Origin of the sequence: Rhizobium sp. BR 315 (assembly GCF_050577975.1) — a bacterium.
Lineage (GTDB): Bacteria > Pseudomonadota > Alphaproteobacteria > Rhizobiales > Rhizobiaceae > Rhizobium > Rhizobium miluonense.
In genome coordinates this window covers 20,384-40,558 of sequence record NZ_JARWKZ010000018.1, presented here as the reverse complement: position 1 = coordinate 40,558, position 20,175 = coordinate 20,384, and the positions used below count along the sequence as shown (strand labels likewise).

General features: G+C 60.2%; 23 protein-coding genes. 17 read left to right on the top strand and 6 right to left on the bottom strand.

Going from position 1 to position 20,175, the window contains the following annotated elements; all coding sequences use genetic code 11:
• The 3 genes from QD409_RS18430 to QD409_RS18420 all read right to left on the bottom strand — a co-directional run bounded on the left by QD409_RS18430 (position 1) and on the right by QD409_RS18420 (position 2,053).
• Positions 1-804 (bottom strand): helix-turn-helix domain-containing protein, encoded by an 804-nt coding sequence (locus QD409_RS18430; RefSeq protein WP_430763304.1) that lies wholly within the window; start codon positions 802-804, stop codon positions 1-3.
• The gene (locus QD409_RS18425; RefSeq protein WP_092855116.1) at positions 801-1,166 is read right to left on the bottom strand and encodes a nuclear transport factor 2 family protein; all 366 of its coding nucleotides are present in this window, start codon (positions 1,164-1,166) and stop codon (positions 801-803) included. The genes QD409_RS18430 and QD409_RS18425 overlap by 4 nt, the downstream gene beginning before the upstream one ends.
• A gap of 101 nt (positions 1,167-1,267) precedes the next feature.
• Positions 1,268-2,053, bottom strand: a complete 786-nt coding sequence (locus QD409_RS18420) for a TSUP family transporter (protein ID WP_092855114.1) — start codon at positions 2,051-2,053, stop codon at positions 1,268-1,270.
• A 252-nt stretch (positions 2,054-2,305) separates the two neighbouring features.
• Between QD409_RS18420 and QD409_RS18415 the strand changes: the two genes are divergently transcribed.
• From QD409_RS18415 to QD409_RS18350, 14 genes are all read left to right on the top strand, one after another.
• On the top strand, positions 2,306-2,710 hold the full coding sequence (locus tag QD409_RS18415; protein WP_430763303.1) for a cobalamin biosynthesis protein: 405 nt from the start codon (positions 2,306-2,308) through the stop codon (positions 2,708-2,710).
• 162 nt (positions 2,711-2,872) lie between these two features.
• Complete coding sequence (locus QD409_RS18410) at positions 2,873-3,832, top strand: nucleoside hydrolase (RefSeq protein ID WP_092855111.1); 960 nt, start codon at positions 2,873-2,875, stop codon at positions 3,830-3,832.
• A gap of 211 nt (positions 3,833-4,043) precedes the next feature.
• Positions 4,044-4,892 carry a uroporphyrinogen-III C-methyltransferase gene (cobA, locus tag QD409_RS18405; RefSeq protein ID WP_092855109.1) on the top strand — a complete coding sequence of 283 codons (849 nt, stop codon included), beginning with the start codon at positions 4,044-4,046 and terminating at the stop codon, positions 4,890-4,892.
• The gene (locus tag QD409_RS18400; RefSeq protein WP_092855107.1) at positions 4,889-6,196 is read left to right on the top strand and encodes a cobyrinate a,c-diamide synthase; all 1,308 of its coding nucleotides are present in this window, start codon (positions 4,889-4,891) and stop codon (positions 6,194-6,196) included. The genes cobA and QD409_RS18400 overlap by 4 nt, the downstream gene beginning before the upstream one ends.
• Entirely contained in the window at positions 6,193-7,212 is a 1,020-nt protein-coding gene (cobD, locus tag QD409_RS18395) for a threonine-phosphate decarboxylase CobD (protein ID WP_430763302.1), read from the top strand. Before QD409_RS18400 ends, cobD begins: the two co-directional genes overlap by 4 nt.
• A gap of 89 nt (positions 7,213-7,301) precedes the next feature.
• Positions 7,302-8,282, top strand: coding sequence for an adenosylcobinamide-phosphate synthase CbiB (cbiB, locus tag QD409_RS18390; RefSeq protein ID WP_092855103.1), 981 nt, complete (start codon positions 7,302-7,304; stop codon positions 8,280-8,282).
• Positions 8,283-8,403: 121 nt separating this feature from the next.
• Complete coding sequence (locus QD409_RS18385) at positions 8,404-8,832, top strand: L,D-transpeptidase (RefSeq protein WP_430763301.1); 429 nt, start codon at positions 8,404-8,406, stop codon at positions 8,830-8,832.
• Positions 8,833-9,057: 225 nt separating this feature from the next.
• The gene (locus QD409_RS18380; protein WP_167668073.1) at positions 9,058-9,336 is read left to right on the top strand and encodes an acyl carrier protein; all 279 of its coding nucleotides are present in this window, start codon (positions 9,058-9,060) and stop codon (positions 9,334-9,336) included.
• A gap of 123 nt (positions 9,337-9,459) precedes the next feature.
• Positions 9,460-9,933, top strand: coding sequence for a 3-hydroxyacyl-ACP dehydratase FabZ family protein (locus tag QD409_RS18375; protein ID WP_092855097.1), 474 nt, complete (start codon positions 9,460-9,462; stop codon positions 9,931-9,933).
• Between the two features lie 43 nt (positions 9,934-9,976).
• Positions 9,977-11,182, top strand: coding sequence for a beta-ketoacyl-ACP synthase (locus tag QD409_RS18370; RefSeq protein WP_430763300.1), 1,206 nt, complete (start codon positions 9,977-9,979; stop codon positions 11,180-11,182).
• A gap of 11 nt (positions 11,183-11,193) precedes the next feature.
• Positions 11,194-12,480: a beta-ketoacyl-ACP synthase gene (locus tag QD409_RS18365; RefSeq protein ID WP_092855093.1), complete on the top strand. Its 1,287-nt coding sequence runs from the start codon at positions 11,194-11,196 to the stop codon at positions 12,478-12,480.
• A gap of 54 nt (positions 12,481-12,534) precedes the next feature.
• Positions 12,535-13,563 (top strand): zinc-binding dehydrogenase, encoded by a 1,029-nt coding sequence (locus tag QD409_RS18360; RefSeq protein WP_092855091.1) that lies wholly within the window; start codon positions 12,535-12,537, stop codon positions 13,561-13,563.
• Between the two features lie 5 nt (positions 13,564-13,568).
• Entirely contained in the window at positions 13,569-14,501 is a 933-nt protein-coding gene (locus tag QD409_RS18355) for a lipid A biosynthesis lauroyl acyltransferase (RefSeq protein WP_092855150.1), read from the top strand.
• Positions 14,502-14,768: 267 nt separating this feature from the next.
• Positions 14,769-15,491: a PAS domain-containing protein gene (locus QD409_RS18350; protein ID WP_092855148.1), complete on the top strand. Its 723-nt coding sequence runs from the start codon at positions 14,769-14,771 to the stop codon at positions 15,489-15,491.
• Positions 15,492-15,499: 8 nt separating this feature from the next.
• Here the strand turns inward: QD409_RS18350 and QD409_RS18345 are convergent, their stop codons facing one another.
• The 3 genes from QD409_RS18345 to QD409_RS18335 form a co-directional block, all read right to left on the bottom strand.
• Entirely contained in the window at positions 15,500-15,682 is a 183-nt protein-coding gene (locus QD409_RS18345) for a hypothetical protein (protein ID WP_092855089.1), read from the bottom strand.
• A complete protein-coding gene (locus QD409_RS18340) occupies positions 15,679-16,884 on the bottom strand; it encodes a GTP-binding protein (RefSeq protein WP_430763299.1) in 1,206 nt (401 codons plus the stop codon). Before QD409_RS18340 ends, QD409_RS18345 begins: the two co-directional genes overlap by 4 nt.
• A gap of 81 nt (positions 16,885-16,965) precedes the next feature.
• The gene (locus QD409_RS18335) at positions 16,966-17,937 is read right to left on the bottom strand and encodes a zinc ABC transporter substrate-binding protein (RefSeq protein ID WP_092855085.1); all 972 of its coding nucleotides are present in this window, start codon (positions 17,935-17,937) and stop codon (positions 16,966-16,968) included.
• A gap of 100 nt (positions 17,938-18,037) precedes the next feature.
• Between QD409_RS18335 and QD409_RS18330 the strand changes: the two genes are divergently transcribed.
• Genes QD409_RS18330 through QD409_RS18320 form a run of 3 tightly spaced genes read left to right on the top strand, consistent with a single transcriptional unit; the run spans position 18,038 to position 20,128 of the window.
• Entirely contained in the window at positions 18,038-18,913 is an 876-nt protein-coding gene (locus tag QD409_RS18330; RefSeq protein WP_092855083.1) for an ATP-binding cassette domain-containing protein, read from the top strand.
• Positions 18,906-19,733: a zinc ABC transporter permease subunit ZnuB gene (gene znuB / locus QD409_RS18325; protein WP_092855146.1), complete on the top strand. Its 828-nt coding sequence runs from the start codon at positions 18,906-18,908 to the stop codon at positions 19,731-19,733. Before QD409_RS18330 ends, znuB begins: the two co-directional genes overlap by 8 nt.
• Positions 19,730-20,128 carry a Fur family transcriptional regulator gene (locus tag QD409_RS18320; protein WP_092855081.1) on the top strand — a complete coding sequence of 133 codons (399 nt, stop codon included), beginning with the start codon at positions 19,730-19,732 and terminating at the stop codon, positions 20,126-20,128. Before znuB ends, QD409_RS18320 begins: the two co-directional genes overlap by 4 nt.
• The last annotated feature ends 47 nt before the right edge of the window (positions 20,129-20,175 follow it).

The window sequence follows — 20,175 nt, the reverse complement described above, 5'->3', positions numbered from 1 at the left end:
TCAAGAGCCCGGTAGCATCGTCCTCAGCGTTTCCGCAGTCTGCTGGTTTGCGGGGAAGAAGGATTCGATCGCGAGTTCCGATAGCGTGATATCGACAGGTGTTCCGAAGACGGTCGTTGTCGAGAGGAAGGAAAGGTATCCCGCCTCGCTGATGAGCTCAAGCGGCACCGCAATTCCGGCGAAATCTCGCTCCGGGGCAGGTGATTTCTGTATTGCCGGTGCAGGATAGACCGACAATTCGTCCAACAGTTTCGACAGGACAGGATCGCCGGTGGCGGTGATCTGCTGGCGCAGGCGCTCCAGCAGATGCGCGCGCCATTCGGCCAGATTGGCGATCCGAGGCGCCAGGCCATGTGGATGCAGACTGAGCCGCAGGACGTTGATCGGCCCCTCGGTCAGCGAGGTATCGACGACACCGGCGAGAAGCGGCGTGACGGCGGCATTGGCGGCGACCAGCGTCCAGTGCCGGTCGACTGCCAGGGCCGGGAAGGGTTCGTGCCCCTTCAGGAGCATGTCGATTGCTCGTCGTGCCGGCGCAAGCGCCGGATCATCCAGCTTGCGTTCGGGAAAGACCGGGGCAAATCCCGCCGCCAGAAGCATCGGGTTGCGCTCGCGCAACGGCACGCCGAGCCGTTCGGCGAGATGCATCAGCATCTCGCGGCTTGGAAGCGCGCGCCCGCTCTCGATGAAGCTCAGATGTCGTTGCGATATATCGGCTTCAAGGGCGAATTCGAGCTGGCTCAGGCGGCGTCGCTGCCGCCATTCGCGCAGATGATCGCCGAAAGAGCGGGCCGGGTTCATCATGCGGCAGCCGGCAGCTGATCGATGAAGCCGTGAACGGACTTCAGCCGCTCGCCTTCCAGTATGGCGAAATCCGTGCCCTTGATCAGCGGCTCGGCACCGGTCGGACCGAAGCCCCAGGAGAAGCGGAGGTTGTCGCCATGGCGGTCGCCGTCGGTGATCAGGGTGAAGCGGAAGCCGGGGAAGCGGTCGTGCGCGGCCGTGACCAGCGCGTGGATCTGCTCCTGATTGTCAGCACGCATCATCGGGTCAATGTAGCTGCAGGCTTCCGTCCAAGCCTCGGCAATGAGCGCCCGCCGGCGTTCGGCATCGGCCTCGTTCCAGATGGCGATATAGCGTTCTGCAATGATGTTCGCATCAGTCATCGGTCAACTCCTTTGGATCGCCTGAACCGTTCAGGCAGGGCGATCATCGGCGCGTACCGAAGCAGTATCAATTACGTCAGAGGTAATCAAAGGCCCGTTTGTTAGAGCCCGAGCCAGATGCGGACGGGATGGGCGGGGTCCGACAAGAGCTTGACTGCAAAGGCGATGCAGACGACCACCAGCAGCGGCTTGATCAGTTTCGCACCGATGCGCATGGCGAGCCGCGAGCCGACCTGGGCACCGAGAAATTGACCGACGCCCATGATCAGCCCGACTTTCCAGAGAATGGCGCCGGAGAAGATGAACACGATCAAGCTGCCGAGGTTCGAACCGAAGTTGAGCAGTTTCGTATGCGCCGTCGCCTTCAAAAGGCCGAAGCCGGCGAGCGTCACGAAAGCCAGCATCAGGAACGAGCCCGTACCAGGCCCGAATGCCCCATCGTAGAAGCCGATCAGGGGCACGAACGTCACGCCGAAGAGCCCGGCGGTCATGCGCCGGTGTTTCTCGACGTCGCCCAAATTGGGCTTCACGGCAAAATAGAGTGCGATGGCGATCAGCAGGAAAGGCAGGATGATGCGCAGCACCTCGCTCGGCATCACCGTCGCCAGCATTGCGCCGAACATGCCGCCGATAACGGCCATCAGCGCCATTGGCAGCTGTTCGCGAAGCTGTACATGCCCCTGCCGCGCATAGGCGATGGTTGCTGAGGCCGAGCCGAAGATCGATTGCACTTTATTGGTGCCAAGGGTCTGCAGCGGCGGTATGCCCGCGAGCAGCATGGCGGGCACGGTCACCAGGCCGCCGCCGCCTGCGATGGAATCGACGAAGCCGGCAAAGAAAGCGGCGGCAAAGAGCAGAAGCAGGATCTGAAGGGTAACGTCGTGCAAGGCAGGAACTCTGAGGCGTGAAATGAAACGCCTTCTTGCACTCCGGCAACGTCAAGGCAATTGCCTGCGGGACACAGCTGCCAAAATTGACGAGGCGGGGATGGATGGCTAAAGCGCATCGCGATCTTTCAGATTCGCTTCCTGCGCTTTAGGCCCTTGATTTTGCGCATGTCGTTGCCGCAAAACCGCTGCACACTTTTGCGCGACATGCGTTAGAGCTTTGATGCCTGCCTTCGCCGCCGGGGAGTGACTATGACGACCTATGCCAATTCGACTCGACGCTACATTTTCGGTCTGGGCTGTGAGCGCGGTGCGGACTGGAACGAAGTGCGCGCGCTAGCGGAGCGAGCCTTCCATGAGGTTGGAATTGGAAGCGAGCAGGTTCTGGCAGTAGTTTCCATCGATACGCGCATGGAGGAGCCGGCCATAATCGAGGTTGCCGCTCATTTTCGTCTGCCCCTGCGCTTCTTCGAAGCCGCGGAGCTCGAGCGGGAGACGCCTCGCCTGAAGAACCCCTCTGAGCTCGTCTTCGCCCGTGTCGGTTGTCACGGCGTTGCCGAGGCGGCTGCGTTGGCGGCTGCTGGTCCGGATGCGGAACTCGTGCTTCCCAAGATAAAGTCCGGTTTTGCCACGGCTGCGATCGCCAGGATTGACTGAACACCAAAATCGCGTCGCAATTCCCGCAAATGATCCGTGTGGCTTCGCGGCGGCATTTCGCCGCCGGAGGAACTCGTGTATTCCAGTAGTTCAAGCATGATCCGCGACGGGAGGAATTTTCCGGAAGATCAAGCTTATTCAGTATGTTGGTAAGGAAAAATCATGCATAAGGTCATTTATGATACGGATCCGGGCGTCGATGACGCCATGGCGCTTCTCTTCCTGCATCGTCACCCGAATATCGACCTTTTGGGCGTGACGACGGTTTTCGGCAACGCCTCCGTCGATACGACGACACGCAACGCGCTGTTCCTTAAGCGCGAATGGAATATTCCGTGCCCGGTGGCACGCGGCGCCAGCGTCACTTTCGATCCTTCGCGGCATGAACGCCCTTGGCCGACGATGGTTCATGGCCATAACGGCCTTGGCGATATCGACGTGCCTGAAGCGATCGATCTGCCGACCGATCCGCGGCCAGCCTATCAGTTCATCATCGACACCGTTCGCGCCAATCCGGGCGAGGTGACCCTGGTCGCCGTCGGTCGCATGACCAATCTGGCGCTGGCGTTGAAGCATGATCCCGAGATCGCTTCGCTCGTGAAGGGCGTCGTCATCATGGGCGGAAATTTCTATGTGCCGGGCAACGTGTCCCCGGTCGCCGAGGCCAATATTCATGGCGATCCGGAAGCTGCCGATTTCGTCATGACGGGCGCCTGGAAGGTTGTCGTGGTTGGTCTCGATGTGACGTCGGTGACGACCATGAGCCGCAGCTATCTGGCCGACATGGCAAAGGCTGGCGGCCCGTCAGTTCAGCTGCTCGCCGACCTGTCGCAATCCTATATCGATTTCTACGAGCACGCCGTCGATGACGGCATGATGGTTCATGACAGCTGCGCCTGCGTCTATGTCGTGGCGCCAGAGCTGTTCGACACGATCGAGGGATCGATTCGCGTCGTCTGCGGCGGCATTGCCGATGGTCAGACGATCATCAAGCAGGACGGTCGTCGCTTTCCGCCGGGCGATTGGGATAATCTGCCGAGCCAGATCGCCTGCACGGGCATTCGCTCTCAGCAGGTTCTCGATCTGATCCGCGACGTGATTTTGGGCAAGGTCAAGCACTGAGTCTGAGGCGAAGAGGGCGCTTGGGTCCTCTTCGCACTCTCCCCCTCTGGGGAGCCGTCATTATTCGAGCTTGCCATATCGTTGCTTGCGTTTCCGGATATGACAGGGCCGGAAAGCAGCGCGGTTTGGCGACACGTCATTCGGCCTCTCGCCACTGCCTTATCCCGTTCTCAACATTGCAATTTCGACCATCCGGGCATAGGACAGGTGGATGAGCGATACCGTATTTTCCAATCTGCCAGCGTTAGAACCGGGCACCGTTTGGCTTGTGGGCGCCGGGCCGGGGGACGCAGGACTGCTGACCCTCCTGGCCGCCAAGGGGTTGGCCGAGGCGGATATCGTCGTGCATGACGCGCTGGTGAATGAAGATTGCCTGAAGCTCGCCCGGCCGGGTGCCGTGTTCGAGTATGCCGGCAAGCGTGGCGGCAAGCCTTCGGCCAAGCAGCGGGATATTTCCCTGCGCCTCGTGGAGCTTGCGCGCGCGGGCAAACGCGTTCTGCGCCTTAAGGGCGGCGATCCATTTGTCTTTGGGCGTGGCGGCGAGGAAGCGCTGACCCTGGTCGAACATGGTATTCCCTTCCGGATTGTTCCGGGGATTACTGCGGGCATCGGCGGTCTTGCCTATGCCGGCATCCCGGTTACCCATCGTGACGTCAATCATGCCGTTACCTTCCTGACCGGCCATGATTCGTCTGGCCTCGTGCCCGACGCGATCAACTGGGATGCGATCGGCAAGGGATCGCCCGTTATCGTGATGTATATGGCGATGAAACATATCGCCCAGATCAGTGCCAATCTCATTGCAGCAGGCCGTTCGCCGGATGAGCCGGTGGCCTTCGTCTGCGATGCCGCAACTCCTTCTCAACGAGTGCTGGAAACGACGCTCGGATGCGCGCCGGCCGACATCGAGGCCTCTGGCCTCCAACCTCCCGCCATCGTCGTCGTCGGTAACGTCGTGAAACTGCGGCCCTCCCTCGATTGGCTCGGTGCTCTTTCCGGCCGCAAGCTGCTGCCGGTGACGGAGGGGCGGACGGGAAGCGGGCATAAGGTGTCGGCATGAGCGGCTTGCTGATTGCCGCACCGGCATCGGGTTCCGGCAAAACCACATTCACGCTCGGCCTGCTGAGAGCGCTGCGGCAAAGGGGCGTCGCCGTCGCATCGGGCAAGGCCGGTCCCGATTATATCGATCCTGCCTTTCATGCGGCGGCTGCAGGTTCGCCCTGCCTCAATTTCGATCCCTGGGCCATGCGCGCGGAGCTCATATCCGCCAACTCGGCGCTTCATCGCGCCGGTGGCCGGATGCTCGTCATCGAAGCGATGATGGGCCTGTTCGATGGGGCCGCCGACGGCTCCGGCACGCCCGCTGATCTTGCAGCCCTGCTCAATCTGCCCGTCGTCCTCGTTGTCGATGTTTCGCGCATGTCGCATTCGGTTGCGGCCGTCGTCAGCGGTTTCGCCAATTTCCGCGCTGATATCCGTATTGCAGGCGTCGTGCTCAATCGTGTCGCCAGCGAGAGACACGAGGGAATGCTGCGCCGGGCGCTGGACGCGGTGCGGATGCCTATTCTCGCTACCATCGGCAACGACAAGAGCCTGGCGCTGCCGGAAAGGCACCTCGGGCTTGTTCAGGCCGGAGAGCATGCCGCGCTGGAGCATTTCATCGAATCTGCGGCCGGCATCGTATCCAAGGCCTGCAATTTCGAGATGCTGCTCAGGGCCGCACAACAGAATGTCGTGCATCCATCGGCTGCCAACATCGCGCGTCTCATGCCGTTTGGCCAGCGCATCGCGGTGGCGCGCGATATAGCCTTCGCCTTCTGCTATGAGCACATGCTGCTCGGCTGGCGGCGGCGCGGTGCCGAAATCTCCTTCTTTTCCCCCTTGGCGGACGAGGGGCCGGCGGCCGATGCGGATGCAATCTATCTGCCTGGCGGCTATCCCGAACTGCATGCGGGAAAGCTTGCGGAGGCCCATCAGTTTCAGTCGGCCATGAGGGAGGCAGCGGCGCGCAGGGTGCGAATTTACGGCGAATGCGGCGGCTATATGGTTCTTGGCGATGGGCTGGTGGATGCTGCGGGGATGCGTCACGGCATGCTCGGTCTTTTGCCGGTCGTGACCAGCTATGAGAATCGCCAGCGCCATCTGGGCTATCGGCGCGTGACGCCGCTTGGCGGTTCTTTCTTCGAAAAGCCGATGTCGGCGCATGAGTTTCACTATTCGACTATCGTTTCGGAAGGCGAGGCGGATCGGCTGTTTGCCGTCAAGGATGCGCTCGGCACCGATCTGGGTGCGGCCGGCCTGCAGCGCGCCAATGTCGCGGGCTCCTATATGCACCTGATCGACATTGCCGGTGATACGGCATGACGGACAAGATCGTGCATGGCGGCGGCATCACAGAGGCAGCTCGTCAGTATGGCGGGCGGCCGGAAGACTGGCTGGATCTGTCGACCGGCATCAACCCCAACCCCGTCGCCCTACCGGAGGTGCCCGTTTCGGCCTGGCATCGGCTGCCGGACCAGCATTTGCAGGAGCGGGCACGCGAGGCGGCGAGGGGATATTATCGCAGCGGTGATATCCTGCCCTTGCCCGTACCGGGTACGCAATCGGTCATCCAGCTGCTTCCCAGGCTCGTGATCGGTGGAAGCGTTGCCATCCTGTCGCCGACCTATGGCGAATATGCTCGCGCTTTCACGCTTGCAGGCCTGAAGGTCCGTCAAGTCTCGACGATTGCCGATCTGACTTCAGACGACAGGCTCGTCGTCGTCGTCAACCCCAATAATCCGGACGGGCGGATGCTGCCGGTCGACCGCTTGCACGATTTGCACGACAGGCAACGTCAATTGGGCGGCATTCTTCTGGTCGACGAGGCATTCGGCGATGTCGAGCCGGAAGCGAGCGTTGCGCCATATGCCGCCTCCATGCCGGGCCTCATCATTTTCCGGTCATTCGGCAAGTTCTTCGGCATGGCCGGCTTGCGGCTCGGTTTCGTGATTGCCGAGGCTTCGATCATGGCTCGCTTCGAGGATTGGCTCGGCCCCTGGGCGGTGTCCGGTCCGGCGCTTTCGATCGCGACGTCTCTGATGGAGAGCGACACGAGCGCCATTCGCGACCGCATTCTTCAACGACGCCTTGCGCTGGAGAGGATTCTCCGTCACTCGGGTCTGCACGTCGCAGGGGGCACGGCATTGTTCGCGCTGGTTGCCGACGAGCGCACGGAAGGCATATATACGCATCTCTGCCGCCACCATATTCTGGTCCGCAAGTTCGATTATGCGCGCAATTGGCTGCGCTTCGGCCTTGCTCCAGATGAAGAAGCGGACCGAAAACTCGCCGGGGCACTGGAGTCGGATGATTTTAGGTCTGTTCGACCTAAAATCTGAATCTGCTCCAGAAACAAATAAATAGAGCATGATGTCGTCCGAAGACCGCTCACACTTTTTCGGCATCATGCTCTAGAGGGCTATTCGACATGACCGCCGACGAACATCTGCTCATTCTCGTCCTTGCATTGCTGCTGGATCGTATCGTCGGGGATCCCGATTGGCTGTGGCAGCGCCTGCCACATCCTGTCGTCGTGTTCGGCAAGGCGATTTCGTTCTTCGATCGCCGCTTCAACGGAAAACACCTCTCCGGCGTGCTTCGCCGCCGCAACGGCGTCATGTCGATCATTGCCTTGCTCATGGGAGCGGCCATCGTCGGCTGGGCTGTTCATGGGCTGCTCGCTTTCTTCGGCTGGCTCGGCATATTGGTGGAAGCGGCGCTTGTGGCCGTATTCCTGGCGCAGAAGAGCCTAGCCGATCATGTCGGCGAGGTATCGCGGGCGTTGCGGAGTGACGGGGTAGAGGGTGGCCGCTTAGCCGTTTCGCGCATCGTCGGCCGTGATCCGGAGACCTTGGATGAGCCTGGCGTCTGCCGGGCGGCGATCGAGAGCCTTGCCGAAAACTTCTCGGATGGCGTGGTGGCGCCGGCGCTCTGGTACGGCATTTTCGGCCTGCCGGGCCTGTTCTTCTACAAGATGCTCAACACGGCTGATTCGATGATCGGCCATAAATCGGAGACCTATATCGATTTCGGTCGGGCAGCCGCCCGATTGGACGATATCGCAAACTGGCCGGCCGCACGGCTGTCGGTTCTGCTGATCGCTGTCGGCGCGCTCGCCAAGCGCGGGATTTCGGCGCTCGGAAATACCATTCGCGTCGCGGTGAGGGATGGCGGCCTGCACCGGTCGCCGAATTCCGGGAGGCCGGAAGCGGCGATGGCCGGCGCTCTCGACATACAGCTCGCAGGACCGCGCATCTATGGCGGCGAGCTGGTGCGCGAACCGATGATCAACGGCGCCGGCCGCGATACGGCGACCGTCAGCGATATCGAAGCAGGTATCACGATCTTCTACTCGGCATGTTCGATGCTGACGCTTCTCGCCCTTTTGGGGTTCCTGATCTTATTGTGAGCGGCCATCTCCATTAATATATTGCTCACTATACGTATTAATTTGGTATAATTGGCCTGCTGTTAAGCTTTCCCATCGTCTGAATTGCTTCACGAAGAAGCAAACAGTCGGAGGGGATAAGATGAAGTATGTAATGGCGACGGTTGCCGCATGCATCTGTACGCAACTTCACGTAGGCTCGGCGAATGCAGGGACTGTGCTTGCAACCGTCGACCTTCGCTCGCAGACAATGACCGTTTCCGAGGATGGTGTTTTCAAATATCGCTGGAAAGTGTCGACGGCTCGCAGGGGCTACGTCACGCCAATCGGTTCTTATACCGCCAAATGGCTTTCCAAAGATCATCGTTCGAAGAAATATGATGATGCGCCAATGCCCTATGCCGTGTTTTTCAACGGCGGTTATGCCGTTCACGGTACTTACGAGGTGAGGCAACTCGGCAGGCCGGCGTCGCACGGTTGCGTGCGGTTGGAGACCCGAAATGCTGCAACCTTCTTCTCGTTGGCGTCGGATGTCGGGCTTCACAATACCCGGATCGTCATCAGCGACTGATCGATCATAGTTGTGCAAGCGTCTTTGCAGATGCAATCGGCCGTAATGCTGCCGCATCTTGCACGCATGTCGGCCCCGATCCCTGTAGTTGCAGTGCAAGCGTCGCTTTGCTGTTTGCGCAACAGTGTTTCGCCAAATTGCCGGGGTTTCTGGTGGAAGCCATTGGCTTTTGGAATGGATTTCCCTATGAGGGGGATTGAATTATTATTTCAAGAGGTATGGGCAGTGACTGCTACATTTGACAAAGTTGCCGACATCATCGCTGAAACCAGCGAAATCGACCGCGAGACGATCACTCCGGATAGCCACACGATCGACGACCTTGGCATCGACAGCCTCGACTTCCTGGATATCGTCTTCGCTATCGACAAGGAATTCGGGATCAAGATCCCGCTGGAAAAGTGGACGCAGGAAGTCAACGAAGGCAAGGTTTCGACCGAAGAGTACTTCGTGCTGAAGAACCTCTGTGCCAAGATCGACGAGTTGCGCGCCGCCAAGGGCTGAGCGACATCCTTGCACTTTTTTGACGCCCAGCCGCCCTTGAATCTGGCGGCCGGGCGGTTTCATTCTTAAATAGCGTATCCCGCCTGGCGCATGGTGCCTTGCCGGGTCGGAGCGGAGGCATTGATGCTGCTGGAATATTTCCAGATGATCGACAAGGTCGAGTCCGTCGATCTGTCCAAGGGCCTGTTGAAGGCGCATTCCGTCGTTCCGGCGAAGAGCCCGGTTTTCGAAGGCCATTTCCCCGGCATGCCGCTCGTTCCCGGCGTCCTCCTGATCGAGACGATGGCGCAGGCTTCGGGCATGCTGGTGCTTGCCGCGACGAAATTTGCCTATATGCCGTTCCTGATGTCGGTCGATGGCGCCAAGATGCGCACCTTCGTCGAGCCGGAAGCGGAGCTGGATATCGAAGCCGAGCTGGAGCACGATGGGTCTGGTTTTGCGGTGACCAAGGCGCGGATCACCATTGCCGGAAAGAAGATCTGCGATGCGCAGTTGAAGCTGCGCACCATGCCGTTTAATGAGGTGCCGCTCGCCGATATCGTGCGTAAGCGGGCAGGCGAGGTCGGGCTTCTCGACGCCATCGCCGCCAACGGTTGACGCTGCCGGCTTTGCGGGTGCCGCATTCGAAGAGGATTGATGAATGAGCAAGGCTCAGAATGATGTGGTGATCACGGGTATCGGCATCGTCACCTGTCAGGGTGTCGGCAAGGATGCGCATGTCGCACTGCTGACCGCAGACAAGGCGCCGCCGACCGTCGTCGAAACCGAAAAATTCAAGCCCTACCCGGTACATCCGCTGCCTGAGATCGACTGGTCGCAGCAGATCCCGAAGCGCGGCGATCAGCGCCAGATGGAAAACTGGCAGCGCATCGGCGTCTTCACCGCCGGTCTGGCGCTCGACGATGCCGGTTTCAAGGATGATCTGGAAGCCTGCGGCACCATGGATATGATCGTCGCGGCTGGCGGTGGCGAACGTGATACCAACGTCGATACGCTGATCGTCAACGAGGGTCTGAAGCGCAACGACCGCGAACTCCTGCTGAACGAGAAGCTGACGACCGAGCTGCGGCCGACCCTCTTCCTGGCGCAGCTTTCGAACCTGCTCGCCGGCAATATCTCGATCGTCCACAAGGTTACAGGTTCCTCGCGGACTTTCATGGGGGAAGAAGCCTCCGGCGTTTCGGCCGTCGAGACTGCTTTTCACCGCATCAAGTCGGGCGAATCGAGCCATGCGCTGGTAGGTGCCGCGTTCTCGGCAGAACGGTTGGACATGATCCTGCTGATCGAGTCGATCAACGCACATGCGATCGGTGATTGGCATCCCCTCTGGTCGCGCAAGCCGGAAGACGGCGGCGGCATGATCATGGGTTCCATGAGCGCCTTCCTGGTGCTCGAATCGCGTGCCCATGCCGAGGGCCGAGGCGCCCGCATCTACGCAACCATCGATTCGGTCGAAGGCGATCGTGGCCGGCGCGATGAAGGCAAGTTCGAGGCACGGCTCGAACACATGCTTGCGTCTGCCAAGCAAGCGGCGGGCGAGGTGAGCATCGTTTTTTCCGGCACGACGGCGATTCATGATCTTGCCCAGCGCGAAAAGGCCGTGCTGGAGGCGCAGCTTCCGGGCTCTGCCATTCGCGCCTATTCCGGCATTTCCGGCCATGGGCTCGAGAGCCAGTTTACGCTCGGGATCGCTTTCGCCGCGCTTGCCGTGGCCAATCAGGCCAAGGTGCCGCCATTCGATGCGGCGCACGAAAAACCGATGGCGGCCGGTACACGTAATGCTGTTGTAACGACTGTTGGCCATGTACGCGGCGAAGGCATCGCCGTACTATCAGCTGAAGCGTGAGGACCAGCATCATGACCGCATCCGCCTATAAGGACCATCTCGGACGCCCGATCGTCGCCGTCACTGGCATGGGTATCATCACCTCGCTCGGCCAGGGTCTTGAGGACAATTGGAACGCGCTTTCCTCGGGCGTTTCGGGCATTCACAACATCACGCGCTTTCCGACCGACGGTCTTTCGACGCGTATCGCCGGCACGGTGGATTTCATCGATATCCCGGTGCCGAATGCCGTCGAGCGTTCCTATGCTTTTGCGCGCGAAACGACGATTGAGGCTTTGGCTCAGGCCGGCTTCTCCGGCGATTTCGACGCGCCGCTGTTTCTGGCTGCGCCTCCGATCGAGCCGGAGTGGAATGCTCGCTTCGAACTGGCCGATCGCTCGCCGCCGGCGGCTCATCAGGGCGACGCCTACGAGCGTTTCCTGGCTGCCATGCGTGAGCGCCCGGATCCGGCTTTCCATGAGGCGGCGCTCTTCGGCGCCATTTCTGAGCGTCTTGCCGACCGCTTCGGCACGCGCGGCCTTCCGGTGACGCTGTCGACGGCCTGTGCATCGGGCGTGACGGCGATCCAGCTCGGCATAGAGGCTATTCGTCAGGGCCGCACGACGCGCGCGCTGACCGTAGCGACCGATGGTTCGCTCAGCGCCGAAGCGCTCATTCGTTTCTCGCTGCTGTCGGCTCTCTCGACCCAGAACGACCCGCCGACCAAGGCTTCCAAGCCGTTCAGCAAGGACCGCGACGGCTTCGTCATCGCGGAAGGGGCGGCGACGCTGGTGCTGGAATCGCTAGAGGCAGCGGTTGCCCGCGGCGCCAAGATCCTCGGCATCATGAAGGGCGCAGGCGACAAGGCCGACTCCTTCCATCGCACGCGGTCCTCGCCTGACGGCGGTCCGGCGATCGCGACGATCCGCGCCGCACTGGCAGATGCCGGCATGGCAGAGGCCGATATCGGCTACATCAACGCTCACGGCACCTCGACGCCGGAGAATGACAAGATGGAATATGGCGCGATGTCCGCCGTCTTCGGCGAGCGGCTTCCGGCCATTCCGGTGTCATCGAACAAGTCGATGATCGGCCATACGCTGACTGCGGCAGGTGCCGTCGAGGCGGTGTTCTCGCTGCAGACCATGCTGACGGGTACGCTGCCGCCGACCATCAACTACAACAACCCGGATCCGTCGATCGTCCTCGATGTGGTGCCGAACAAGAAGCGTGAAAAGCAGGTGAATGCCGTTCTTTCGAACTCTTTCGGGTTCGGCGGTCAGAACGCCAGCCTTGTCATGGCGCTTGAACCGGCTTAATCGGACCTTTGAATAATAAATGATAACTGCGCCCGAGGGGCGAAGGACTTTGCCATGCGTGCTTTGCAACTGATCGACGACCGCAAACTTGAGATCACCGATCTGCCGGAGCCAGAGGCGCCGGGCGCAGGTGAAGTGACCCTGCGTGTCAAAGCCGTCGCCCTCAACCATATCGATGTCTGGGGCTGGCGCGGCATGGCCTTTGCCAAGCGAAAGATGCCGCTCGTCATCGGTGCGGAGGCTGCCGGCGTGGTCGAAGCGATCGGACCGGGCGTTGCCAACGTGCTGCCGGGCCAGCTCGTGTCGATCTACGGCGCGCGCACCTGCGGCCTTTGCCGCCATTGCCGCGAAGGCCGCGACAATCTCTGCGAACATGTCGGCGGCGTGCATGGCTTCCATCTCGACGGTTTCGCGCAGGAGAAGGTCAATCTGCCTGCTCGCCTGCTCGTTCCGGCTCCTCCCGGCGTCGATGCGGTCGGCGCGGCACTTGCGCCCGTCACCTTTGGCACCGTCGAGCACATGCTATTCGACAATGCCAAGCTGGAACCGGGTGAAACCATCCTCGTTCATGCCGGCGGCTCGGGCATCGGCACGGCGGCCATTCAGCTTGCCAAGAAGATCGGCTGCACCGTCATCACGACGGTAGGCTCCGACGACAAGATCGAGAAGGCAAAGGCGCTGGGCGCCGATCACGTCATCAACTATCGCACCGACCGTTTCGAGGGCGTCGTGCGCAAGCTGACGAAGAAGAAGGGCGTCGACGTTGTGTTCGAGCATGTCGGCAAGGATACCTGGGCGGGTTCGATGCTCTGCATGAAGCGCGGTGGCCGCCTCGTCACCTGCGGCTCGACCTCGGGCGTTTCCACCGAAATGAACCTGATGATGCTGTTCCAGCAGCAGTTGAAGCTGCTCGGCTCCTTCGGCTGCCGCATGGAGAACATGGCCAACGCCATGCAGAAGATGGCGCGCGGGCTGGTCCATCCGGTGATCGATACCGAAGTGAGCTTCGGCGATATCGACCGGGCACTGGAGCGGATGGAATCGCGTCAGATCTTCGGCAAGATCATCCTGAAAATGGATTGAGCCGCGTGAAGCTCTTCATCACCCGGATCGTCCTTGCGCTTAGAAATTTCCGGCAATGGCTGGTGGCGCAGGTCATTTTCGGATTCCTGAATTTCCTGAAGCTGTTTCCGGCTGACGGAGGCATCAAATTTGCCGATTGGCTGACCCGCAAGATCGGTCCGCGCTTGCGCAGGCACAAGCTGATGCTGACCAACCTGCGCAACGCCTTTCCGGAAAAGAGCGAGGCGGAGATCGGTGAGGTCGCGCTCGCGAGCTGGGGCAATATGGGGCGGCTGGCGGCGGAATATGTCTTTCTCGACCGGCTGTTCGATTTCGATCCCGAGAGCGACAAGCCGGGCCGTGTCGAGGTTTCGGGCATTCCGATCTTTCTCGATCTCAGGGACAATCCGCGGCCGTTCATTGTCTTTACCGGCCATACCGGCAATTTCGAGCTGCTGCCTGTCGCGGGCGCGGCCTTCGGTCTGACGGTGACGGTGCTCTTTCGCCCGCCGAACAATCCTTATGTAGCCGAGAAAGTTTTCGACTTCCGGGCAAAACGTATGGGCAAGCTGGTGCCGTCGCATGCCGGCTCGTCCTTCAGCCTTGCCCGGGAGCTGGAAGCGGGGCGCGGCGTCGGCGTGCTGGTCGACCAGAAATTCCGCAAGGGATTGAAGACGTTGTTCTTCGGCCGCGACGTCAAGACGAATCCGCTCCTGCCGAAGCTCGTGCGCCAGTTCAACTGCGAGGTCTATCCGGCCCGGTGCATCCGCCTGCCTGGCAATCGCTACAGGCTGGAGATCGAGCCGAGGCTGGAATTGCCTTACAACGAGCAGGGCAATCTGGATCTGACGGCAACCGCGCAAATGCTGAACGACAAAGTCGAGAGCTGGGTGAGGGAACATCCCGAGCAATGGCTCTGGTATCACGATCGCTGGAACATCAAGGACGCGGTTTTCTAAGCTTCCAGTTTCGCTCCTAGGTGGTGGAAGGCGGGGGCGCCTTCTTCTGCCTCTTCGCGACGATTGCCTTCCGTATACCCTTCATTTTGGAAATACTGCTTTGCGGAGAAGTTCGGTCCACCGGATTGAAACGCAGGGTAAGTCATGATAATTCATATGCTAGAAAGTTTGGTGAGATTGCGGACACCAAACTGAATATCCTTGGGCATGGCAACGCCGGGAAACGAGGCCTCGGTGTTTGACTATGGTCAAGGACAGGAGGGCAATTTGCTGGCACTCTTTCATGCCTTCTCCACGAAATGCAGTCAGATTCAGCGTGCAATAAAACTTGGTGACGACGAGCTAGTAGACGCGCTTGATAGCGAGTTGGAGCCACTTATTGCGGCTATTCTGGCCTATAAGGCCACCAGTCTGCTTGAAATCTACATGCAGCTGCAATTCATGAACAATCTCATCCGAGAAGAGTCGGATGATCGCGCGCGCGTCGTGCGCAATTCGGCATCGCTATCCGTGCTGATCGATCGTTATTTCGGCGGCGCGAATGAATCGGCGACCGACGTCTTGATGGCATTTTCGACCAAGAGAGAGGAACACGACGAGCTTTTCGGCTTCGACGAAGGCAGCGTCTTGAACGACGTCATCCTCAACAGCCTGCCGGATCGCGTTGCCGTCGTTACGCGCGACTATCGCTATCTCTACAGCAATGCGGCGAATTCGGAATTTCTGAAATCGAAGCAGATGGAGCTCGTCGGGCGGCATATATCCGAATTCGTCGGCTCCGAATATTTCGAAAGCAATGTGAAGGTGAAGCTTGATGCCTGCTTTGCCGGCGAAAAGGTCGAATGCATCTATCCGTCCTATCGCCAGACCGAGCCAGGCAAGATCCTTCACTGCAGTATGACGCCGCTTCGCGCCAAGGCTGAGGTGATTGGTGCATTGCTTGTCGTGCACGAAGCTAGCGTCGTTCCTGCTAGCATGCAGGTCGCCTGAACTCCCGTTCAGGCCCCGAACAACAGTTTTTCGACCGAATCCTCTATCAGCAACGGGTTCGGCTCATTCTCTCTGACATCGCCTGGTTCTGATGCCGCCATCGCGTGCTGCAAAGCGTTGTCTTTCGGCTTGTCATCATTGCCGCATTCCAGGCAATAGCAACGAAATCGGATCACCTTCGGCGTCTTCATGTCGTTGGCCGGCTCCAGCTTGCGAAGGGATCCGGCAGGTCGCGCCAGCGCTCAGGCGTGAAGCGGTCCGCTTCGATCAGGCAAGCATCCAGCTCCGCAACGATCTGCTGCTGGTTCATCGGATCGGCGCCGATGAACACCAGTTCCTGGCGACGGTCGCCCCATACGGGGTCGAGATAGGGCGAAAGAGCGCGCTTGAACGAGGGATCGTGCGGCCATTGGTCCTGCGGCACCGCGGCCCACCACAGGCCCATCTTGCTCGTACGGACCAGCGCGCCTGCCTGGCTCATTTCGCCGACATAATAAGGACGCGTCGCGAGCCAGAAGAAGCCCTTTGCGCGCACCACGCCCGGCCAGGAATGGTTAAGAAATGCTTGAAACATCAGGGGATCGAAGGGTTTCCTCGCGCGATAGACGAAGGAGCGGATGCCGTATTCCTCCGTTTCCGGAACATGATCCTTGAAGCCGTGCAATTCCTTGTACCAGAGCGGGTGTGTCTCGGCGCGGTCGATGTCGAAACGACCGGTGCCCAGAACTTCCGCTGGCTCCACGGCGCCGAAATCGGCTTCGATTTGCCGCGCATCCGGATTGAGGCCGACGATGATCTTGCGGGCGGCGTCGCGCTGCTCGGCTGTTGCGGAACCGACCTTATTGAGAATGACGACATCGGCAAATTCGATCTGTTCGACCAGCAGGTCGACGATGGTGCGGTTGTCGCCATCGTCGGCGGTTTCGCCGCGATCGGCAAGGAAGTCCGTGGATCCGTAGTCGGTGAGAAGGTTGGCCGCATCGACGACGGTCACCATGGTATCGAGCCGGGCGATATCGGAAAGGCTGCCACCGTCTTCGTCGCGGAACTCGAAGGTGGTGGCAACGGGCAGGGGCTCGGCAATACCGGTCGATTCGATCAGCAGGTAGTCGAAGCGATCCTGCTCGGCGAGTTGCCGGACTTCCTTCAGCAGATCGTCGCGTAGCGTGCAACAGATGCAGCCATTGGTTATCTCGACCAGCTGTTCTTCCGTGCGGGAGAGATTGGCGCCGCCGTCGCGTACCAGGGCCGCATCGATATTCACTTCGCTCATGTCGTTGACGATCACGGCGACGCGCAGACCCTCACGATTGTTGAGGATGTGATTGAGCAGCGTCGTCTTGCCGGCGCCGAGGAAACCGGAGAGGACGGTAACCGGGAGCTTCTTGTTCATGGCAACCTCACTGTAATGTAATATCATTACATAATATGTCCTGAAAAAAGCGAGCAATGGGCTCGCTTCCTTCGGCGATCTTCAGCCTTGCGCTGAAAGGCAGTTTTTCAGGGAGCTCGCGATACCGCGCATCAGATCGAAGTAGAGATTTGGCCCCTGCGGCAGCGTCGCGGCTTCAGGATCGAGGACGCCTGATTTCGCAGATGTGCCTTCCAGCACCACCTTGACCAGCTTCGGTTCGAATTGCGGCTCGGCAAAAACGCAGGTTGCGCCGAGATCGGCAACCTTGCTGTGGATTTCGGCAACGCGCTGTGCGCCGGGAATGGTTTCCGGGCTGACCGTGATCGAGCCGGAAACACGCACGCCATAGCGATGCTCGAAATACTGATAGGCGTCGTGGAAGACGATGAAGGGCTTTTCCTTCACCGGTGCGACCGTTGAGGCGATCTCAGTATCGAGGGCATCGAGCTTGTCGTTCAACGCCTTCTGGTTGGCTTCGTAGGTCAGCGCATTGGCGGGATCGGCTGCGACCAGCGACGTGGTGATCTCCGCCACCATCGCCTTGGCATTGTGCGGATCGAGCCAGAGGTGGGTGTCGAATTCACCGTGGTCATCATGATTGTGGGCATGATTCTCGCCGGCGGCCGGCTCGTCGCCATCGTCATGCGGCTCGAAGGCGCCGCCTTCGCGGAACTTGAGCTTGGTGATGCCGGGCGCCTGATCCAGCTCAACAACAGTAGCATTGGAGCCGAGAGAATCGAGGGGTTTCTGCAGGAAGACTTCCATGCCCGGGCCGACCCAGAAAACCACCTGCGCCTGCTGGAGGCTGCGCGCATTCGATGGCTTGAGCGCATAGGTATGCGGTGAGGCTGCGCTGTCGACGATCAGATCCGGCGTGCCTACTCCCTGCATGACGGCAGCGACAAGCGAGTGGATCGGCTTGATGGAAACGACGACCTTCGGGGCATCGGCCGCGGTAGCGGCGGTGCCGACCAGCAAGCCGGAGAGCAGGAGAGAGGCTGCGAGGGGAATGAGAGCTTTTGCTACATTCATGCGATAAATGCCCTTGAACGGATATGTTATGTTATTACATCAATTGCGTTATGCTATAACGTGTGCAATAGCATGGCGCAATAGTGCAATTGGAATTTCCATGCTTTCTTCCATCGACAGCAAGAGCCGGCCTCTCGTGTCGCTCCATGATGTCGGCGTCCGCCGTGGTGGTCGCTGGCTGGTGCGTGGCGTGGATTTTTCCGTCAACCGCGGCGAAATCGTCACCCTGATCGGCCCGAACGGCTCAGGCAAATCCACCAGCGCCAAGGCAGCGATCGGCGTGCTGAAGCCGGACGAAGGGCGTGTCGATCGCATCAGCGGGCTGAAGGTCGGCTATGTCCCGCAGAAGCTTGCCATCGACTGGACGCTGCCGCTTAGCGTTCAGCGCCTGATGACCCTCACGGGTCCCTTGCCGGAACGTGAGCTGATGACAGCGTTGGAAGCCGTCGGCATCGCGCATCTTGCCAAGGCCGAGGTGCAGCATCTTTCCGGCGGCGAATTTCAACGGACGCTGCTGGCGCGTGCCATTGCCCGCAAGCCCGATCTGCTGGTGCTCGACGAGCCCGTGCAGGGGGTTGATTTCAACGGTGAGATCGCGCTCTACGACCTCATCAAGTCGATCCGCAATTCCGAAGGCTGCGGTATCCTGCTGATTTCGCATGATTTGCATGTTGTCATGGCAGCCACCGATACGGTGGTTTGCCTGAACGGCCATGTCTGCTGCCGCGGCACGCCGCAGACGGTCAGCCAGAGCCCGGAATATGTAAAACTGTTCGGTACGCGTGCGGCGCAGTCGCTGGCGATCTACAGCCACCATCACGATCATACGCATCTGCCCGACGGTCGCGTGCAGCATGAAGACGGCTCGATCACCGATCATTGCCATGCCGAGGATGGCCACCACCATCATGACCATGACGATCATCACGATGATCACCATGGGCATGACCATGCCGGGGGAGGACGCCATGTTTGACGATTTCTTCCTCCGCGCCATTGTTGCCGGCGTCGGGCTGGCGCTGACGACAGGGCCGCTCGGCTGCTTCATCATCTGGCGGCGCATGGCTTATTTCGGCGATACGATCTCGCATTCGGCGCTGCTTGGCGTGGCGCTCTCGCTGCTTTTCCAGCTTAATCTCACCCTTTCCGTTTTTGCGGTCGCCGCGCTCGTATCGATCCTGCTGCTCTTCCTGCAGCGGCGGCAGGCGCTGTCGGCGGATGCGCTGCTCGGCATTCTCTCGCATGCGACGCTGGCGATCGGTCTGGTTATCGTCGCCTTCATGAGCTGGGTGAGAATCGATCTCATCGCCTTCCTCTTCGGCGATATTCTGGCCGTCAGCCAGTCCGACATCGCGGTGATCTGGGGCGGCGGCATTCTCGTGCTGGCAGCGCTCATCTGGCTCTGGCGGCCGCTGCTCGCATCGACGGTCAATCCTGAGCTGGCCGAGGCCGAAGGGTTGCGGCCGGAACGCGCCAGGCTGTTCTTCATGCTGCTCATGGCCGTGGTGATCGCCATCGCCATGAAGATCGTCGGCATTCTGCTCATCACGGCGCTGCTGATCATTCCCGCCGCTACTGCGCGCCGCTTTGCCGGTACACCGGAGACGATGGCGATTTTCGCCTCGCTGCTCGGCGCGGTCGCCGTCGTCGGCGGGCTCTTCGGATCGCTACGCTACGATACGCCGTCCGGGCCCTCCATCGTCGTCGCGGCGCTCGTTCTGTTTATCATCAGTCTGCTGCCGCTTGTGCGCAGGAGCGGCACGCCAGCGGCGCAACAGAGAGGACAGTCATCATGACCACTCCGATGCTCACCAAGAACCAGTCCCTCGTTTTCGATGTTCTGACCAAGGCGGAGGCGCCACTCAGCGCCTATACCATTCTCGACAAACTGCGCGATCAAGGCTTTCGCGCCCCGCTGCAGGTCTACCGCGCGCTCGACAAGCTTCTGGAATATGGCGTCGTCCACCGGCTCGAGAGCATCAATTCCTTCGTCGCCTGCGCGCATCCCAATGAGGATTGCCATAGTCACGGCCTGGTTGCCTTCGCGATCTGCGAAAGCTGCGGCCAGGTGATCGAATTCCACGATCACGAGGTGGATCACCGCCTGACGGATTGGCTGAAGTCGCAGAAATTCAAGGCGGAAAAGTCGACCATCGAAATCCGCGGCCATTGCGCCAATTGCGCAGCGTGAGCTTTTGCCGGAGCCTTATCTCACGCTCCGGCAACTATTTATGATCG

Coding starts and splice junctions, on each gene's coding strand:
- cobD (WP_430763302.1), top strand. CDS start 6,193: ATGACGGACAAGATCGTGCATGGCGGCGGCATCACAGAGGCAGCTCGT.
- QD409_RS18385 (WP_430763301.1), top strand. CDS start 8,404: ATGAAGTATGTAATGGCGACGGTTGCCGCATGCATCTGTACGCAACTT.
- QD409_RS18375 (WP_092855097.1), top strand. CDS start 9,460: ATGCTGCTGGAATATTTCCAGATGATCGACAAGGTCGAGTCCGTCGAT.
- znuB (WP_092855146.1), top strand. CDS start 18,906: ATGTTTGACGATTTCTTCCTCCGCGCCATTGTTGCCGGCGTCGGGCTG.
- QD409_RS18415 (WP_430763303.1), top strand. CDS start 2,306: ATGACGACCTATGCCAATTCGACTCGACGCTACATTTTCGGTCTGGGC.
- QD409_RS18430 (WP_430763304.1), bottom strand. CDS start 804: ATGATGAACCCGGCCCGCTCTTTCGGCGATCATCTGCGCGAATGGCGG.
- QD409_RS18425 (WP_092855116.1), bottom strand. CDS start 1,166: ATGACTGATGCGAACATCATTGCAGAACGCTATATCGCCATCTGGAAC.
- QD409_RS18320 (WP_092855081.1), top strand. CDS start 19,730: ATGACCACTCCGATGCTCACCAAGAACCAGTCCCTCGTTTTCGATGTT.
- QD409_RS18410 (WP_092855111.1), top strand. CDS start 2,873: ATGCATAAGGTCATTTATGATACGGATCCGGGCGTCGATGACGCCATG.
- QD409_RS18360 (WP_092855091.1), top strand. CDS start 12,535: ATGCGTGCTTTGCAACTGATCGACGACCGCAAACTTGAGATCACCGAT.
- cbiB (WP_092855103.1), top strand. CDS start 7,302: ATGACCGCCGACGAACATCTGCTCATTCTCGTCCTTGCATTGCTGCTG.
- QD409_RS18370 (WP_430763300.1), top strand. CDS start 9,977: ATGAGCAAGGCTCAGAATGATGTGGTGATCACGGGTATCGGCATCGTC.
- QD409_RS18345 (WP_092855089.1), bottom strand. CDS start 15,682: ATGAAGACGCCGAAGGTGATCCGATTTCGTTGCTATTGCCTGGAATGC.
- QD409_RS18340 (WP_430763299.1), bottom strand. CDS start 16,884: ATGAACAAGAAGCTCCCGGTTACCGTCCTCTCCGGTTTCCTCGGCGCC.
- QD409_RS18335 (WP_092855085.1), bottom strand. CDS start 17,937: ATGAATGTAGCAAAAGCTCTCATTCCCCTCGCAGCCTCTCTCCTGCTC.
- QD409_RS18400 (WP_092855107.1), top strand. CDS start 4,889: ATGAGCGGCTTGCTGATTGCCGCACCGGCATCGGGTTCCGGCAAAACC.
- QD409_RS18365 (WP_092855093.1), top strand. CDS start 11,194: ATGACCGCATCCGCCTATAAGGACCATCTCGGACGCCCGATCGTCGCC.
- cobA (WP_092855109.1), top strand. CDS start 4,044: ATGAGCGATACCGTATTTTCCAATCTGCCAGCGTTAGAACCGGGCACC.
- QD409_RS18330 (WP_092855083.1), top strand. CDS start 18,038: ATGCTTTCTTCCATCGACAGCAAGAGCCGGCCTCTCGTGTCGCTCCAT.